Here is an 18,425-nt window from a genome sequence, read left to right on the forward strand (position 1 = left end):
AGCTGTAACAACAAGGAATAGAACTATGAATAAACATACAGATTCATACTACGCTCACTCGATTCAGAACGTAAGTGAGTACCCACAACTGCAAGATAATATCGAGTGTGATGTTTGCGTGGTTGGTGCAGGTTTCTCGGGACTATCGTCAGCGCTGCATCTTGCTGAAAAGGGCTTTAAAGTCGTGGTGCTAGAGAATGCTAAGGTTGGCTTCGGCGCTACCGGTCGCAATGGCGGCCAGATTGTAAATAGTTACAGCCGCGATGTGGATGTGATTGAAAGCCGCTACGGTGAGAAGCAAGCAAAAGCTCTATGTGACATGATTTTCGAAGGTGGCGACATCATTCGCGGTCTTATCGACAAGCACAACATCGACTGTGACTTCAAACAGGGCGGTATGTTCACTGCACTAAACAACAAGCAGATGAAAGGCTTGGAAGAGCATAAGAAACACTGGGAACGCTACGGTAACGATAAGCTAAGCCTAATGGATGCAAGTGAAGTTGAAGCTACGGTCGGTACGACAGCTTATAAAGGCGCGCTACTCGACATGAATGGTGGTCACATTCACCCACTAAAACTTGCGCTTGGAGAAGCCGCAGCTATCACAGCTCTTGGTGGTCAAATCTTTGAGCAATCGGGCGTAACGCGCGTGGAAAAAGGCGTGAACCCTGTCGCTCACACAGAAAAAGGCAGTGTAAAAGCGAAGTACATTGTCCTAGCAGGAAATGCGTACTTGGGCGGTTTGGCACCAAACATCAGTAATAAAGCGATCCCTTGTGGTACTCAAGTTGTGGCTACCGAGCCACTATCAGAATCGATGTTGAAAGATATCTTGCCATCAGATTACTGTGTTGAAGACTGTAACTATCTGTTGGATTACTTCCGCCTCAGTGCAGATAAGCGTCTGCTGTTTGGAGGTGGCGTAGTATACGGCGCACGTGACCCAGAGAACATTGAAGCCTTGATTCGTCCGAAGATGGAGAAGATCTTCCCGCAGCTTAAAGGCATCGGTATTGATTACAAGTGGACGGGTAACTTCCTGCTGACTTACTCCCGTATGCCGCAGTTTGGCTCTTTTGCTGACAACATCTACTACCTGCAAGGCTACAGCGGCCATGGTGTGACTTGTACGCACCTTGCAGGAAAACTGCTCGCTGAAGCGCTATCTGGTCACGCTGAACGCTTTGATGCCTTCGCCGACCTTACGCATGTAACGTTCCCTGGCGGTCGCCATTTCGCGATTCCGTTCACGGCAATGGGTGCGGCGTACTACAACTTGCGCGACAAACTCGCAATCTAATCCCAGGTAAATATAAAAACACCACTAGACAAAAAGAAGTGCCTGCAATGACAGGCACTCAGTCAGCCCTAATTAAGAAGAGATAAAGGAAGATCCTATGAGTAAAGTAATCAAATTTGCTGCCCTTCAGTTGACGAAAACTTGGGACCTAGAAGCAAACCTAGAGAAAATTAAAGGTGCGATCCGTGAAGCAGCATCAAATGGTGCCAATGTCATCGTGCCACAGGAGCTCATGGCTGCCCCTTATTTCTGTAAAAAACAAGAATCTAAGTACTTTGAACTAGCGGAAGAGACAGATAACTGTCGCCTAATCAAAGAACTCAGCGCCCTTGCAAAAGAGCTCGATGTAGTGATTCCAGTGAGCTACTTTGAGAAAGCAGGCAACACTTTCTTCAACTCCCTTGTGATGATTGATGCTGATGGTTCGGTACTAGAGAACTATCGCAAGTCTCACATTCCAGATGGCCCTGGTTACAGCGAGAAGTACTACTTTAGCCCTGGCGACACCGGCTTTAAGGTTTGGAAGACTAAGTACGGTACGTTTGGCGCGGGTATTTGTTGGGATCAATGGTTCCCTGAGTTAGCTCGCAGCCTAGTATTGAATGGGGCAGAAGCGATCTTCTATCCAACGGCAATTGGCTCTGAGCCACAAGACTTGACACTTGATTCTCGCGATCACTGGCAGCGCACAATGCAAGGTCATTCAGCAGCAAACCTAGTCCCTGTGATTGCGTCGAACCGTGTTGGTGTTGAAGTTGATGACGGCATTGAGACGACTTTTTATGGCTCTTCATTTATCACCGATCACACAGGTGGCAAGCTAGCAGAAGCTCCGCGTGAAGGCGAAGCGATCATCTACGCAGAGATTGATCTTAAAGAGACGACAAAAGCACGTCACGCATGGGGATTGTTCCGTGACCGTCGCCCAGATCTTTATCAAGATGTTCTAAGCCTAGCGAAGTAACGAGGTGACCGATGAAACTCACCACAACACCAAGACAAGATGGATTCGTATTTCCCGCAGAGTTCGAGCCAATTAGAGAAGTATGGCTAGCTTGGCCTGAGCGCCGCGATAACTGGCGTAACAAAGCCAAGCCCGCTCAGCAAACTTTTGCTGCTGTCGCCAATGCGATTTCTGAGGTCGTGACGGTCTCTATTGCAGTGAGCTCCGCGCAATATGAAACCGCTCGAGCTATGTTGAACAGCTCAGTCAAATTGGTTGAGATGTCGTTTAACGACTCATGGATGCGAGATATTGGTCCAACGGTGGTTGTTAACTCGGCTGGAGAAAGACGCGGTGTGAGCTGGCAGTTTAATGCTTGGGGTGGTGCGTACAACGGTCTTTACGAGGATTGGAGTGATGACGACAAGGTCGCAGCAGCTGTGTGCGATGTCATGGGCATTGACCATTACCGTGCGCCGTTTGTACTAGAGGGCGGAGCGATCCATACCGATGGTGAAGGTACTTTGTATACGACAGAAGAGTGCTTATTGAGTCCGGGTCGAAACCCGAGTCTGTCTAAATCACAAATTGAAGCGCAACTGCGCGAGTATTTGGGTATCGATAAGGTGGTTTGGCTACCAAAAGGCTTATTTAACGATGAGACTGATGGTCACGTAGACAACCTTATCCATGTGGTCGCGCCTGCGAAAGTGGTGCTGAGCTGGACTGATGATCCATTCGATCCTCAATATTCTCTTTCAAGAGAAGCGTTCGCGGCACTAGCCTCACAAACAGACGCAAAAGGTCGCTCGATTGAAGTCATCAAGGTGCCACTACCTGGACCTTTGTTCTACTCTCATGAAGAAGCGAATGGGATTGAATCGAGCGATGGCATGAATCGCCAAGAAGGGGAACGTTTAAGCGCATCCTATGCCAACTTCCTTATGGTTAATGGGCATATTTTCCTGCCATTGCTAGATAGCGACTTTGACGACATCGCCAAAGAAATACTCGCAAAAGCATTACCAGATTACCAAATTGTCGGTATTCCGACGCGTGAAGTCCTCCTTGGAGGGGGTAATATTCACTGTATCACGCAGCAGATACCGGCATAGCTTGTCTGCTTATTCAATGAAAACCAGCTAAAAGATTAGCGCCCAGCCCCTCGCTGGGTTGATGAAACATAAGGAATCACCATGCAGCAAATTGATAACAAGAGCCTATTGTCCTTTATGGTGACGGCAGCGGATGACGCTGTTGAAGTAACAAATCCTGCAACGGCAGAGATCGTTGGCTACGCGCCTCGCTCAAGCGAAGCAGAACTGATGGATGCCATTGAGCGCTCAGACATGGCTCAAAAAGAGTGGGCAAAAGTGCCAGCTAAAACACGAGCTGGTCTGCTGAACCGTTGGTTCCAACTTATTCTAGAAAACAAAGATGACCTTGCTCGAATCATGACGATGGAGCAGGGAAAGCCGTTGGCAGAAGCAGCGGGTGAAGTGCTTTATGGGGCGAGCTTTATTGAATGGTTCGCAGAGGAAGCTAAGCGCACTTATGGCGATACGATTCCGGGTCCAACAGCGGATAAACGTGTAGTCACCATCAAGCAGCCAATTGGTGTGGCTGTTGCTATTACCCCTTGGAACTTCCCAATTGCGATGATCACACGTAAAGCAGGTCCAGCACTGGCTGCGGGTTGTAGCTTTGTGGTGAAACCATCGGATTCTACACCGCTATCGGCATTTGCCGTGGCTGAGCTTGCGTATCAAGCGGGTATCCCAAGAGACGCATTGCAAGTGGTGTTAGGTGAAAGCTCTCGTAAGATTGGCGCAATCTTTACCTCGCATCCATTGATCAGAAAGCTATCTTTCACAGGCTCTACTCAGGTAGGCAGCGTATTGATGGCGCAATCGGCGAAAGATGTGAAACGCACCTCTATGGAGCTTGGTGGTAATGCACCGTTCATCGTGTTCGACGATGCTGACATTGATGCCGCAGTACAAGGTGCTATGGCATCTAAGTTCCGTAACGCTGGACAAACATGCGTGTGTGCAAACCGCTTTTACGTCCATAGCAATGTCTATGATGAGTTCGTTGCTAAGTTTGATGCTGCGGTACAACAGCTCAAGATTGGTAACGGCCTAGATGAAGGTGTAAACATCGGTCCGGTTATTAACGAAAGTGCAAAAGAAGGTATCCAAGCACTGATCGACCGTGCGGTTGAGCAAGGTGCGACACCGGTAACTCCGCTGAAAACCCTAGACGGTCTTTTCATGCAGCCAGTCGTGCTCAAAGACGTTGAGCACAGCATGGATATCGTTCAAGAAGAGATCTTTGGTCCGGTTGCGCCTGTGATTCGCTTCGAGACAGACGAAGAGCTTATCGAGATGGCCAACGACACTATCTATGGTCTAGCGAGCTATTTTTACAGCCAAAATATCCACCGTGTATGGAAAGTGGCAGAAGCACTGGAATACGGCATGGTTGGAATTAACGAAGGCATTATTTCTACTGAGGTTGCACCGTTTGGTGGTGTTAAGCAGTCAGGCATTGGACGTGAAGGCGCGAAGCAAGGTATCGACGAGTATATGGACGTGAAATACCTATGTTTTGGTGGCAACTAAGCGATAACTTATCAAGGATTAAACAATGAAAAATCAACAACTACACGAAAGAAGAAGCAAGGTTATCGCTCAGGGCATGGGCGCACTGTATCCACTGTACGTTGAAAAAGCAGAAAACGCTCATGTCTGGGATGTCGATGGCAACAAATACATCGATTTCGCGGCGGGCATCGCTGTAACCAACACAGGTCACTCTCATCCGCGTATTACAGAAGCGGTGAAAGCGCAGATTGAGAATTTCTCACACACTTGTGCAATGGTTACGCCATACGAGTCATTCGTTGAGCTAGCAGAAAAGCTCACTGAGCTTGCTCCTGGTGATACTGAGAAGAAGGCGATCTTCTTAACCACGGGTGCAGAAGCAGTAGAGAATGCGGTCAAAGTAGCGCGAGCGCACACGGGACGTAGCGGTGTTATCGCATTTAAAGGTGGTTTCCACGGTCGTACCAACATGACCATGGGTTTGACAGGCAAAATCGCCCCTTACAAGGCGGGCTTTGGCCCTTTCCCAAATGAGATCTTCCACGCGCCATACCCAAATGCGTTCCACGGCATTAGCACTCAAGATAGCTTACAAGCGCTAGAGGATCTGTTTGCTTGTGATATCGAACCAAGTCGCGTCGCGGCGATCATCTTTGAACCGGTTCAAGGTGAGGGTGGTTTCTATCAAGCGCCTCAAGATTTTGCCGAGGCGGTACGTGCACTGTGTGACAAGCACGGAATCTTGTTGATTGCTGATGAGATCCAAACGGGTTTTGCTCGCACAGGTAAAATGTTTGCCACTGAGCACGTTGGTATCGAACCAGATTTGATGACTATGGCAAAAGGGATTGCGGGTGGTTTCCCAATCTCAGCGGTTGTGGGTAAAGCACACGTAATGGACTCAGCACTTCCGGGTGGTCTTGGCGGAACGTATGCGGGCTCTCCACTTGGCTGTATTGCTGGCTTAGAAGTTCTGAAGATCATCGAAGAAGAGCAACTGTGCGCGAAAGCTCAAGGTATTGGTGAAGTCGTCAATGCTCGCATGACAGCGCTGCAAAAAACGGTTCCTGCCATTGGTGAGATTCGAACAATTGGTGCAATGATGGCGATTGAGTTCACCGATCCAGAGACACAAAAGCCTTTGCAAGATGTCACTAAGGCCGTGATCGCCAAAGCCCAAGAAAATGGTCTTATCTTGCTATCGTGTGGTGTGAAAGCGAACGTCATTCGCTTGCTTCCACCGTTGACGATTGAATCAGATGTGCTGGCAGAGGGCTTAGATAAGCTAGAAGCCATCATTCTGGATGTAGCGAAGTAACCCCCAAACCTCCACATTCGCTCCGATAACACAAGCCCCCTCGATTCGAGCCCGAGGGGGCTTTTTTGATCGTCCAACCTTTTTTCTCCTGTGATTTTTTTCAAAGTTTGATCTAGTGCTTATTTATATATTCTTCTACATTTAAAACTATATAGTTATAAATGTAGTTCTGTTAAATTATATAGACTCCTCACAGGATCCCAGTGACTTATTCGGATCTTGATAGCGATTTGGCGCAGATGGTTATCAAGATCCCTTTGAAATTTGGTTGGAATACAATGACACAGCAGCACTTTTTACCGATGAGTAACGTGATTCAAACGTATGCGTGGGGCAGCGATACGTCGTTCTCGGCGCTTCTCGGTATCGACAACCCAGAAAACACACCACAAGCCGAACTCTGGATGGGTGCCCATCCAAATGGCTGCTCTCATGTCACGCTAAACAACGAGCAAGTTCGTCTTGATCAGTTGATAGCTGCGAATCCAGAGGCAGTGTTAAGTGCGTCGATCGAACAAGAATACGGTGAGCTACCCTATTTGTTTAAAGTCCTTGCGGCGAAAAGTGCGCTATCGATTCAAGTTCACCCGAGTAAAAGCCAAGCTGAGCAAGGCTTTGCAAAAGAAGACCGTGAAGGGATTCCGAGAAACAGTGACACTCGCAACTACCGTGACCCAAACCACAAGCCTGAGCTGGTCTACGCTTTAACGCGCTATCAGGCGATGAACGGTTTTCGACCTCATCAAGAGATACTGAGCTACTTTGAAGCGTTAGGTATCGCAGAGCTGTCGGAAATGGTAGAAGGCTATCAAGCCAATCAAAACGCAGAGGGGCTTGAACGCTTTTTCGTAGGTATGCTGAACTTAGAGGGGCACAAGAAGGAAGCCGCGTTAGATAAGCTTTTGACTTATGCTCAAAGCCAATCGGGTAATGAGACCTTTGAGCTCATTGTGTGGCTTGAACAGCGATACCCTGGAGATATTGGACTGTTCGCTCCGTTGATGCTTCATGTATTGACTCTTGAGCCGGGAGAAGCCATGTTCCTCCATGCTTGTACTCCGCACGCTTATTGTCAGGGCACAGGACTTGAGATCATGGCGAATTCAGACAATGTGCTAAGAGCGGGGTTAACGCCAAAGCACATTGACGTCGCAGAGCTTGCGTCGTGTACCATCTTTGAGCCAAAGGCTCGCGATGAACTGCTAACCGCACCAAGCTTTGATAATGGCGCAGAGCACTATCCCGTACCTGTTGGTGACTTCAAGTTTAGTGTGTATGTGAATCAAGTTAAACGAGAGGTAACGGTGTCCACCCCTGAAATCCTTCTTGCTTTAGATGCGCCAGTCGAGTTAACGCATACTGATGGTGAGACTCTAACTATTGAGCGTGGGCAATCGGTATTTATCCCTGTATCAGCGAAAGGTTATAAGGTGACCTGCTCAGGTAAGTTTGCTCGAGCGTATTGCTGATGTAGTCAGCTGTTAAAAACAAGCCGTTATCCAGTCAATTTTAGGGAGATCGCGATAGATCTCCCTTTTTTACGTTCAAATGAACAGAAGATAATCAGCATGGATTGCAATTTAGTTACAGATAACTAGTATGTAATTTAAGGATATGTAAAAACTAAAGCACTAGGTACTGTAAAATGGAATTTAGAGTAGCAGAATATGCTGACTTTCAGAGTGTTGCGCAACTTCATGCAGAAAGTTGGCAAGCCGCCTATAAGGGCATCATGCGTCAGTCTTATCTTGATGAAACCGTACTCGAAGATAAACAACTGATTTGGCAAACAAGATTGCTCAATCCACCTTTTAGCCAACACGTATTGGTTGCGGAAGAAGAAGGTAAGCTATTGGGCTTTATCTGTCTTTTTGGTAATCATAACGTGGATTACGGCACTATCATCGATAATCTACACGTTACTCCTGAGGCGCAGCGTCGTGGTATCGCCAAGCAACTGATCATCCAAGCGGTCAAGTGGGCAGAGAAGTTCTATCCTGACAACGGCGTATTCCTAGAAGTGTTAGCAGATAACGCCAACGCAATTAAGTTCTATGAAGCTTTGGGTGGAAATCGAGAGCTCAAGCAGCGTATGGAATCGCCTTGTGGCAAGTATCTAGATGAGTACCTTTATACTTGGAAGCGACCTGCAGAACTCAGTGAAGGCTGCAATGTATTAGCATAATCGCTAAATCGGATGGCAATAAAAACGGCGGCTCAAGTGAGGCGCCGTTTTTATGTTTAGAAATCGATACTGTATACCGACGTCGTGCCACTCACTTCGTTGCACACGGCAATAAAGTGCTGGCCTTGCCTAGTGAAGTACTTGATAGACTCTGGACCGAGATCGCCCGCTTTTGGATTGTAGGTGTCGTTGTCACAATCACCATCATCCACCTTGGTACAAACAGGTTGGCTGAAGTCACGGTTATTTACGTAGCTTACGAAAAGTGCTTGAGTTGGTGTGGTAATGTCGTAAACCATGATGCCACCATGACGCTCTAACCCAATAAAGGCGTAGTGGCGATTATTGATCGATGCGACTTCAATGGCTTCTGGCTCAACACCTTTATCATCGCTGCGATCATCCGCAGAGTCGTTGTTGTCATTGGTGCTATTGAAGTTGGCTTTGTCGTTCATCAGGACAATGTTGGCAAACTCGTCACCGCTGTCATACACCCTTTCGCCCTTGTCATTCCAAATAGAGAACGAACGAGCACCAAACGCCTGCACTTTCTGATCGGCGGCAAGTTCACCCTCAGGTTTAATCACCTTTAAGCGCGCAAGTTGCTTGTTGTCTTTGAGTGCTGCGGCAAGCGGGTGGTTATCAGCAACCTTTAGCTTTTTACCGCGAACCTCGTCGATATAGGCAATACAAAAATCTTGTTTCGATTGATAATCAGCTTTCGATTGGTCTTCGTCGCCATCCCACTTGTAACCTAGCTCATCGCATTTTTGTTGGGTGGTATCAAAGCCATACTCTCGACCGTCGCCTTCATTTGCGGTGAGGATATAAGTCTGCCCGTCAACCGTGTAGCTGGCGATGCTGTCAGGCATGTATAGCCCTTCTAGCATTGGGTAACTTTGAAGATTGCCAACTATCTTGTCTTTGTTTGACGCGTCGAGCTTAGCGTCTTGCCAAGACTTGCCACCCAGTCCATAGATGCCTGTGACTCGCTTTGCACTAACATCAATCGAAGCCAAAGCATTGTTTTCTTGCAGAGCGACAAACAACTGACCATTGTCATCAAAGGCTAGATATTCAGGCTCCAGGTCTTGCGCGACGGTTGCGTTCGGATGAGAGATACGAACGTCCGAAGACAGTTCACCATGACGGGCGTTGCCCTCATTGAACTCACGGAAATCAATCTGAGTGACAACCGCATCGAGTGGTCCACTTTTCAGGTCGATTAAGGTAACAGACCCTTCAGGATCGATGGAGTAATCGGCGTTAGGTTCACCCTCGTTAGCTACCGCGATGTATTGACCATCTTTTGAAAAACTGACCATATCTGGCAGTGCACCTGCTGGATAGGTGGTGATCAGCTCAAGAGAGTCTGAGCGGTACAGTGCGATGATGCCTGGTTCTTGCTTGTTTTCGTTTTCAATGGCGACCGCAACCAAACCTTGGTGCGCGGACACGCTGTTTGCTGCGCCGATCGCAACGCCAGACTGAGTCGCTGCTGAGGTTAGATCGATTTGACCTTGCGCACTAGGCTCGCCACTTTCTGAAAGCGATAGAACGTCAACCTTCTTTCCCTGCGCGTTGACGACGTATAGCTTGTCGGTACAGGTGTCATAGCTAACGATCTCGGCTGCTGATGTGCCAAATGGTGCGTCTGCTATTGAAGTACCGACCAATGTTAGGCCACTTACCGACATTTCGCTCGGCTGAGGTTCAATGCGAGTTGCACACTGGATGTTGTATGACTCAACCGCTGAAAAGCTGGTGGTAGTGGATGTTGGTGAGTTAGAAGAACATCCTATTAAGGCTGATGTTGTTAGAGCTAATGCAGATAGTGCGAGTGTGTGTTTCATGTTTCCTCCTTGAAAGTAGACTCGCCGACTGTAGAGAAGTGGTATGACAGTTTTATGTCGATATTATAACCATCTGATTAAATGACATATTTGACAGCAAACAAGGGAATAAAACAAAGCGAGAGCCTGGGCTCTCGCTTCTCTCGTCTCTGATAGTCAGAGCTATCGCCTTAATGTATTGAAACTCGGTTGATTGCGAACGATTTTGTCATGAACCTGCGTGTAGGTTTGCAGGTAGATGTCGTCAATCTGCTCGGCACACGGAAAACTTTGTGAAAACTCGGGATGCTTACTATCAATAGACAGAGTTGCTGCTTCTATGATGTGGGCAATAAACATACGTGGATCTTCAAGACCAATAGAAAGCCTCATCGTGGTGGGCTTTATACCTGCTTCGGACAGCGCTGAATCACTAAGCTCTGAGTGAGTCGTCAGAGCAGGGCACAGCGCGACCGTGTTGGTTTGTCCAAGGCTGACTTGCATGCCAATCGCAGGCTCAAGCATGTCAAAGAACTGCTTGAACACTTCTCGATTGATAGATGCTCGATTGCCATTTCCCTCCATGTCGATGGTAAACAGCGCCGCTGGCAAACCGAGATACATGTTCTTCTGACAGTGATGGTAGTTGTCGCTATCAGGCAGAGCAGGGCAAGAGACATTAATATCGGGATGTGCATCGAAGATCTTGGCTAGCGTTAGCGTATTAATCGTTTTTTGCACCACACGCATCTCGTAGGTTTTCATGCCGTTGAGTACTTCAAACGCCTTGTCCGCATCGAGGAAAGCCCCCTTGATGTAGTAAACGTTCCAAAACAGCGAGTTATTCCACTCAATAGTGACCTCATCACCGTTGGGTTTAGTGAATGGAACACTCTCGCCTTTGGGGATAAACATGGTTTCGTTTCGACCTATGACCACGCCGGCGGTCGTTGTTCCCGAGCCTGCGAGCTCTTTAGTATACGAGTGAATGACATAGTCAGGGCGCTCCATAACGTCATCGCGTTTCAGCACAGGATGTAGCATTGGCGTACCAACCGTTGAGTCGACAATCACATCCCAACCGCGAGTGTGTGCGGCGCGGCTAATAGCAGCGACATCCAGCACGTATCCGTGAGGGTTGCACGGTGATTCAAGGTAGATATAGATGCGTTTGCCATTTTCTATTCGGTCAGCGTATTTCTCAGCTACTTCATCCAAGCGTTTGGCGAAGTCATCACCGGAATAACCATCTACCCATTCAACCGCGACATTGAGATTTGAAGGTTTAGCGAACCAGTCTTCTAGCAATTGATATGAACCGCCATAGATGTTTCGTGACGCCAGTACGATATCTTCATAGCCGAGCAGATGACTCAGTAGACCATCTATTGCTGCCATCCCAGAGTTGAAGTTCCACGCGAGATATTGGTTGGCTCTTTCCCCCGCTTCCAAATCGACCATGTGGTTGGCGAGAGAAATAGACGTTGGATTAAGAAGCCTTGAGTAGATGTCATGCAACGGCTCTTTGCCGTTAAATGCATCTTCAATCCACTCAGTGCACGCGAAAAGATAGGTTGCTGTGCGGGTGATGACTGGGCTTGCCGAGAAAATAGCCGCCACATTGTCAAAAATAGGGTAGGCCCCTTTGGACGCGAAGTTACCATTGTTAGTCGCAATTGACTGATACGTGGCGCGCATGGGATTTTGAAGATTATCGAGGATCTTGGCGATCTGGAACGACAAGAATCGCTTAGCATTAAACCATGCGATGCGATCGCTTTTATCAAGATCCGATAGGCCCTCGACCGTGATTGCCCATAGGTCATGAGTCTTGTTGTTCGCTTTGTATAACGTGGTCGCGAGTTCTACAAGCGACATGCCGTATTCGCTGTTTGGATCGATACCAAAGTGTTTGGCTTGCTCGATAGCCAATGCCTCTGCTTGTTCGTGTTTGGTTGTTTTTCGTAGAGGGCTGAGTTGAGTCGAGGTATTCATATTTCCATCCTTTGTTTTACCTCTTAAAAGTTTAGTGTTATAAAAATGTTAATGATTGCGATGTGCCAACTGTTTTAGGGTCTCTGAGCAATAAAATTGCGCGGAAATACAGATTATTGAAGGAACCTGCCAATGGATGAGATTGATAAGAAGATATTGAAAGAGCTTCAAAGCAATGCCCGGCTGAGTAATCAGGAGCTTGCTGATCGTATTGCTCTCTCACCCTCCCCATGCCTACGTAGAGTCCGAGCATTGGAGAAACAAGGTGTTATCCGCGGCTATCACGCGAGCGTGGATCAAGAAGCGTGTGGCTTACCGATAAACGTGTTCGTGCTGGTTAAGTTGGATAAACCAACCGAGGACAATATGCGTGACTTTGAGCGTCACATAGACAGTATGGACGAGGTATTGGAGTGCTTTTTGATGACAGGCAATCACGACTACTTGCTGCATGTGGTGAGCGAATCACTAAAAACCTACGAGCAGTTCATTCGTCGTCAGCTTACGCCGCTTACCAATATCGCTTCGATTGAATCCAGCTTTGCATTCGGGCAAGTTAAGCGAAAAACCAAACTCCCGATTAGCTAGATTTGGCTTAATCGACCCGTCGAACCGTCGAAACACGAATGTTTACACAGCTTTACATTCCTGACTATCGCCTAACAATTGTAAATTCTTGATAATGTCCTTAGCTTTTTTAAGGAAACATAATCATGTCAAAAAAATTATCAAAACCGACAATTGCTCTTCACTGGTTAACAGGACTAACCTTTATCGGGATCTTCGTACTCGGTAAAGTCTTTGAATCGATGGAGCGTAGTCCAGAAAAATTCGAACTCCTCGGAATTCATAAATCACTGGGTGTGATTTTACTTGTGATCGCCACCACTCGCCTGCTCTGGCGATTTAAAGAGGGTGCGATCGAAAGCGTTGCACCTATGCCAAGACTGCAAGAAATCGCTGCGAAATCTATTCATCACTTACTTCTGTTGGGCACATTACTCATGCCAACGTCTGGCATCATGATGAGCATCGGCGGAGGAAGAGGCATCGATGTGTTTGGTTGGGTTCTATATGACAAGGGTGACAAGATTGAGTGGCTTGGCTCGCTCGGCAGTAACTTACATGGCATTGGAGCGACGGTGTTGATGGTGGCTGTTGCTTTGCATGTACTAGGCGCTATCAAACACCAAGCCATAGACAAAGATGGCACGCTAAGCCGAATGCTGGGTCGTTAATGATTCTATTGGTAATCCAACTTTAGAGCGCAGAGAAGCACAAGAAAAGACCCCGCCTAGCAGCGGGGTTGGTCAAAGCGGTTGTTACGATTTACGTAAAAGACCATAAGTTACCAATAGTGAGCCTGTGAAGTCTCAATTAAACAGGCTCTAGGTGTTTTGAATGCGTTCACGGTAACCGGGGGTTAGTTAAACGCACGAGCAAGAACACCATTCCCTTGATATTGGTAATGAGCAGAATCATTGCTGATGAATACCGATTCGCCAGGTTTTAATACAACTTGGTTGTCTGATGACGATATGGTTACTTCACCTTCTACACAGAACAGTATCTCTGCACTGCGCAAGTATTGACGTTGGACTTCTTGGTTAGACTGAATAATGTCAAACCCAAAATCGTCCACTGGAATAGGGTAACTAAGCCGGCCTGACTTGTTTACAGGATTAAGCCTGATATCTTCTGGTTTGATAGGCTGGAACTTAACGTTGTCGATAAGCTCGGATACGTCGATGTACTTCGGTGTTAAGCCTGCGCGCAGAACATTGTCTGAACTCGCCATGATCTCTAGGCCTGTTCCCTCTACATAAGCATGAGGGGTTTCGGCATGCAAAAACATCGCTTCACCTGGTGCGAGTTCAACGGTGTTTAGCATCAGTGGTGCAAACAGACCAATGTCATTGGCGTAGTGTTGAGAGAAACTCTGACTATAAGACAAGGCTTCCCTAACCATCAAACTTTTTGCGGGTCTCTCGTACGCGGCATAAAGCTCTTGCAGTGCCTGCTGCTTATTGTCTCCGCTAATAGACATGATCTCGGCAAAAAAGCGTTTGAGACCAACACTGGTTTGGTTGTTCGCCAAAGCAGTCACCTGAGGCTCAAGTGAGTCAATACTAATGGATTCAAACAAGCGAACGATGTCTTCGATTGGTCGAAATCCATTCATCGCCTTGTAGAAAGTAAGCGCATAAACCAGTTCAGGCTTGTGGTTCGGATCCTTGTAATTGCGGTTTGCGGCATCAAGTGGGATACCTTGGGCATTCTCTCGCTCAAAGCCGAGCTCGGACTTATGCTTGTTAGGGTGCACCTGAATCGATAATGGCGTTTCTGCAGCAAGCACCTTAAACAAGTACGGAAGCTCTCCAAATCGATTGGTTGTGTAGTCACCAAGGGCTTTTTGCTTGTCACTGGCAATATAGTCTGCGAGTGAAGAACCAGAGTCTTCAAGGACTGAACTACCATTGGCATGGGCACCCATCCAGATTTCAGCCTGTGGTTCATTCTTTGGGTTTTCAATGCCAAATAGCTCAGTGATGGAGGTTTTGCTTCCCCACGCATAGTGCTTGATATCATTGCTAAGTTTTACTAGAGACATGTGTTTTTCTACCAATCAGCGATGGGTTGCTCCCCCAATTGAGGGAGCTGGTGGATGTTAGAACTTGATTTGGAAGCTTCGAGCTTGGCAAGGCTTCAGCTCACCGAATGATTGCAACGCTACATTCGTTTCGCGCGCTCGTTCATCTAGGCTCACCTCTCGCCATGACGTCACTGGCTGAGCAAAGTCAATGTGGTCCTCGATGCTGCCCGTCTCTGCTGGGTTGTAGACACGTAGAATCAATGCATTGTCATCTTCAGCTTTTTTGAGGACACTCAGAACCGCGCCTTTTTTGCCCTTGTTGAGTAGCGAGTAGGTCAACGGCTTATCTTGCTCGCCTACGTTAAGCTTCATCGCGTTGTATGGGATCTTGTTGTAACACTGGATTGGCGTCACATTGTCACGAGCCTCGGCCATTAGGTTGGCGTCGATGTGATTACCCGCAAAACCAAATAGTGCGAACTCACATACAATCTTGCCTCGAGTTTGTGAGTCTGGTGTTGGGATCTTAATACCAGACGGTCGACCTGGGCGAAGCAGCAGGTTTTCTTTACCAAGCACGCCTACACCGCGGAATAGAGTGAGTGCGAAGGTGTCGCGTTCTTCATTACCTTGGCTGGAAATCACTTCGAACTCACGCAGACCATTGGTCATCAGTGCCATGCCGCCAGTTTGGTTTTCTACCGCTGCAAAATTCATAAGCTGGTACACCGGCACTGGTGCTTCCTTCCAGCCCTCTTGCTCCCAAACATCCATTGCTGGGTCGTTGGTTGGACGAGTAATCAAACCAAATTGGTTGTCCGCTACTACAGTCTCAGAAACAAACGGTGTCGGTACCAGCACGCGAACACGGTGATCGTCGGCTTGGTTGTCCATTTCCATACGAACTTCGATCCGGCGTGAACCTTGTTTGAGCACTACCTTGCAGTTCATATCGACGAAGCCGTTTTGCCCTGAACGCGCCTCGCGTTCTTCAAGGTTTGCTGGCACGTTCATGCGTGTTTTGATTGTCGCAACAGACTGGAAACCTTCGTGTTTGATGTTGGTTTCAACATCAAACTCATCGGAATATAGTAGCCACTCTTTACGAGACGGTGAGTAGTCGTACTCATCACCATCGTCTGAGCCGTCTTCCACGCGCAGCACTTGGTCGAAAGTCATTTGCGTTTCTTTGTCCAGTACGGTTAGGGTACCGTTGCTGTTCACAGAGATTTGGTAGAACTCATTCTCTAGGTACTCTGACGTCGACTTCACAGCTTTTTGTGCGCCGTTTTGGCTACCTTGAATATGCAGCGTGGTAAAGCCCATCGCAGGCACTGTGTATTTGATCTGGATATCGTATTCAATGAATGGGTCGTAATTACCGTAGTGAACGATTTGACGGTCAATCTTACCTGGGTCAATCACACGCTGGTCTTGAATGAAGTATTCAACGGGGTTGCCTTCATCATCAAACAGATTAAATTTATCAGCGCGGATAGTGATGGTGGTATTGATCACTTCTTCACGCTCGTATGGTGATAGGTTAAAGAACGCCAGCTTGTCACAGCCCTCGCGCGCTGGCATATGGTCAACGATCTTACGCTTGTAGAAAGTGATCAGGTTGGTGGCCATATCGTCAGCAAGAATGTAGCGGTTCAGGATCTCAGCATGAACCTTGTCTGAGCAGCAGCAACCAATAGAATCGTGGGCATGGTTCTTCATGCTCTCTTTCCACATTTTCTCTATAAGACCATGGTGGTACTCAAAACCCAGTGTCCAAGCGATCGCAGCGAGCGGCTCTAAGATATTAACGATCTTGTTTTCTACCTCTGCGTGGATCAGCTTGATGTCCATGCGAGTCGAAGAAATGGTGCGGTGAACACGCATGTACTTACCGTCGTTAAACTCACCTTTGATGGTATCTAGGTTGTCACGCTCTTCGCGGATACGGTCGAAGACCTCTTCAAAGCGGCTCATGACGAACTCACGATCTGGGTAGATTTCACGTAGCTTGTCCATCACCTCAAAGATGTCTTTTTGGATTGGCATTTGATCGTGACCGTTTGGTAATAGGATGTCTTTGGTCACAGAAGGCTTTTCAAGCACAGGGAAGTACTTATCTAGACGAGCCCTTAGACCTTCTTCATCTTGTGGTAGGTATTTACCAATCGCGTAGCCAAGAGGCAGCACCTGCGCCATAACCTCAGAGCCATCGTTTGATTGCCACAAGAATTCCGTTTTGTCGGTACCGTGACGCTCAGAGCAGCCGCGCCAGAACATAGCAGTGTCGATATCAAAACCGTTGTAGATCATTGGTAGCTGTGAGCTCATTGAGAATGAATCTGGCAGGTAGCCGATCTTCATTGGTTTGCCCAGCGCAAGACAGTCACGCATTCCGTAAAGCATGTTGCGAACAATGGACTCGCCAGAGACTTGCATGGTGTCAGTTTGTGAGTACCAAGGACCAACAATCAGTTTGCCAGCCTCAACCAGTGCTTTAACTCGCTGTTTATTTTCTGGTTTGATGGCAAAGTAATCTTCAAGAACCGCAGTCTGACCATCGAGTACGTAGTATTTGTACTCAGGGTCATTTTCCAGACGCTGCATGATTTCTTCCATATTGTTCACAAGCAGAATGCGTGATTCCTCTGTTGTGAAATACCATTCACGGTCCCAGTGCATGTGAGGAGTGATATGAACGCGAGATGTAGTCATTGTGAGACCCTTTTTAATGCTGTTGAGTTAGGTGCTTTGGTATAGGTAACTCTTAAGAGCGTCCAAACAGTTTCGATACAAATCCAGAGAATCCCGTTGGCTCCTTCTTTTGTGGCTGCGAAGCCGGCTTTGCAGCAGCCGTTGGTTCGACAGCTGGCGCAGGCTCTTCGTCACGAAGAAGAGTCATGATCTCATCAACGGTTGTTGCCTTAAGGACGGCTTCGCGCACTTCATCATCGACCAACGTACCGGTAAGCTCGGTTAGTAATTGCATATGAGTCGAACCTGCTTCGGCATTTGGGATAGCGATTAAGAAGATGAGGTTTACGTCTTCCTCTTCATCAATGCCTTGCCACTTGAGATCCTGCTTTAGCGTGGCGACGGCGAATGCGGCTTCTTTTACTGCGTCCGTCTTACCGTGTGGAACCGCAAGCCCCTCTCCGAGAGCGGTGGCTCCATGAGCCTCGCGTTCATAAACTGCTTTCAGATACTCATCTTTGTCGTGGAGCTTGCCTTGTTGATCAAGTTGAGCTGCTAATGATTGGATCGCTTCATCGCGACTCGCAAATGTGGTCTGTAGGTTAATAAGAGATGGGTTCGTTAATGTCGTTAAGTTCATAATCTTGCTTCCGTAATCCAATGCCTGGGTTATGTCTGATTGGCTAATACAACAATAATACCACTACAATACAAATAAAGGGTGATCAATGTCTCATTAAATGCAAAAACCGCATTTGCCTAGAGAGGAAGTAAAGACTCTGTAACGTAACTAATTGTTTTGTTACTTTAAGTGATTGATTCTTATTGGCGCAAGTTGCTGTTTTTATAATTCCTTTCTTGGTTATCTTCAGACAAATACACTTCGTAATAATACAACAAAGATACCTATTTAATACATATGTGAAGGGGGTCACAGATGAGAATCTAAAGCTAGG

Annotated in this window: 13 protein-coding genes and 1 pseudogene; 9 read left to right on the forward strand and 5 right to left on the reverse strand. The window is 47.4% G+C overall.

What is annotated here, in order from left to right:
* Window positions 1–25: 25 nt before the first annotated feature.
* The 7 genes from J4N45_RS20115 to J4N45_RS20145 all read left to right on the forward strand — a co-directional run bounded on the left by J4N45_RS20115 (window position 26) and on the right by J4N45_RS20145 (window position 8,355).
* Window positions 26–1,303 carry an NAD(P)/FAD-dependent oxidoreductase gene (locus J4N45_RS20115; RefSeq protein ID WP_252016418.1) on the forward strand — a complete coding sequence of 426 codons (1,278 nt, stop codon included), beginning with the start codon at window positions 26–28 and terminating at the stop codon, window positions 1,301–1,303.
* Window positions 1,304–1,400: 97 nt separating this feature from the next.
* Window positions 1,401–2,267 carry an N-carbamoylputrescine amidase gene (gene aguB, locus J4N45_RS20120; RefSeq protein WP_234497318.1) on the forward strand — a complete coding sequence of 289 codons (867 nt, stop codon included), beginning with the start codon at window positions 1,401–1,403 and terminating at the stop codon, window positions 2,265–2,267.
* A gap of 11 nt (window positions 2,268–2,278) precedes the next feature.
* The gene (aguA, locus tag J4N45_RS20125) at window positions 2,279–3,361 is read left to right on the forward strand and encodes an agmatine deiminase (RefSeq protein ID WP_252016420.1); all 1,083 of its coding nucleotides are present in this window, start codon (window positions 2,279–2,281) and stop codon (window positions 3,359–3,361) included.
* Window positions 3,362–3,442: 81 nt separating this feature from the next.
* Window positions 3,443–4,870 carry an NAD-dependent succinate-semialdehyde dehydrogenase gene (locus J4N45_RS20130; protein ID WP_252016422.1) on the forward strand — a complete coding sequence of 476 codons (1,428 nt, stop codon included), beginning with the start codon at window positions 3,443–3,445 and terminating at the stop codon, window positions 4,868–4,870.
* 25 nt (window positions 4,871–4,895) lie between these two features.
* Window positions 4,896–6,170: a 4-aminobutyrate--2-oxoglutarate transaminase gene (gabT, locus tag J4N45_RS20135; protein WP_234497315.1), complete on the forward strand. Its 1,275-nt coding sequence runs from the start codon at window positions 4,896–4,898 to the stop codon at window positions 6,168–6,170.
* 278 nt (window positions 6,171–6,448) lie between these two features.
* Window positions 6,449–7,639, forward strand: a complete 1,191-nt coding sequence (gene manA, locus J4N45_RS20140) for a mannose-6-phosphate isomerase, class I (RefSeq protein WP_252017271.1) — start codon at window positions 6,449–6,451, stop codon at window positions 7,637–7,639.
* Window positions 7,640–7,815: 176 nt separating this feature from the next.
* On the forward strand, window positions 7,816–8,355 hold the full coding sequence (locus tag J4N45_RS20145; RefSeq protein ID WP_252016424.1) for a GNAT family N-acetyltransferase: 540 nt from the start codon (window positions 7,816–7,818) through the stop codon (window positions 8,353–8,355).
* Window positions 8,356–8,411: 56 nt separating this feature from the next.
* Here J4N45_RS20145 and J4N45_RS20150 read toward each other — a convergent pair whose 3' ends face one another.
* Together J4N45_RS20150 and J4N45_RS20155 are read right to left on the reverse strand one after the other, a co-directional pair.
* Window positions 8,412–10,208 carry a choice-of-anchor I family protein gene (locus J4N45_RS20150; RefSeq protein ID WP_252016426.1) on the reverse strand — a complete coding sequence of 599 codons (1,797 nt, stop codon included), beginning with the start codon at window positions 10,206–10,208 and terminating at the stop codon, window positions 8,412–8,414.
* Window positions 10,209–10,370: 162 nt separating this feature from the next.
* On the reverse strand, window positions 10,371–12,182 hold the full coding sequence (locus tag J4N45_RS20155) for a trans-sulfuration enzyme family protein (protein WP_252016428.1): 1,812 nt from the start codon (window positions 12,180–12,182) through the stop codon (window positions 10,371–10,373).
* Between the two features lie 132 nt (window positions 12,183–12,314).
* On the opposite strand from J4N45_RS20155, the gene J4N45_RS20160 reads away from it, so the two are divergent.
* Both J4N45_RS20160 and J4N45_RS20165 read left to right on the forward strand, forming a co-directional pair.
* Window positions 12,315–12,770 (forward strand): Lrp/AsnC family transcriptional regulator, encoded by a 456-nt coding sequence (locus J4N45_RS20160; protein WP_042470759.1) that lies wholly within the window; start codon window positions 12,315–12,317, stop codon window positions 12,768–12,770.
* A 125-nt stretch (window positions 12,771–12,895) separates the two neighbouring features.
* Window positions 12,896–13,420: a cytochrome b gene (locus J4N45_RS20165; RefSeq protein ID WP_252016430.1), complete on the forward strand. Its 525-nt coding sequence runs from the start codon at window positions 12,896–12,898 to the stop codon at window positions 13,418–13,420.
* 185 nt (window positions 13,421–13,605) lie between these two features.
* On the opposite strand, the gene manA (J4N45_RS20170) is transcribed toward J4N45_RS20165, so the two are convergent.
* The 3 genes and pseudogenes from manA (J4N45_RS20170) to J4N45_RS20180 form a co-directional block, all read right to left on the reverse strand.
* The gene (manA, locus tag J4N45_RS20170; RefSeq protein ID WP_252016431.1) at window positions 13,606–14,793 is read right to left on the reverse strand and encodes a mannose-6-phosphate isomerase, class I; all 1,188 of its coding nucleotides are present in this window, start codon (window positions 14,791–14,793) and stop codon (window positions 13,606–13,608) included.
* Window positions 14,794–14,850: 57 nt separating this feature from the next.
* Window positions 14,851–17,490, reverse strand: coding sequence for a mannosylglycerate hydrolase (gene mngB, locus J4N45_RS20175; protein WP_252016433.1), 2,640 nt, complete (start codon window positions 17,488–17,490; stop codon window positions 14,851–14,853).
* 175 nt (window positions 17,491–17,665) lie between these two features.
* Window positions 17,666–18,109, reverse strand: a pseudogene (locus J4N45_RS20180) (fructose PTS transporter subunit IIA); the annotation flags it as partial.
* Window positions 18,110–18,425 lie beyond the last annotated feature (316 nt).

Source organism: Vibrio sp. SCSIO 43140 (genome assembly GCF_023716585.1).
GTDB classification, from domain to species: Bacteria; Pseudomonadota; Gammaproteobacteria; order Enterobacterales; family Vibrionaceae; genus Vibrio; species Vibrio maritimus_B.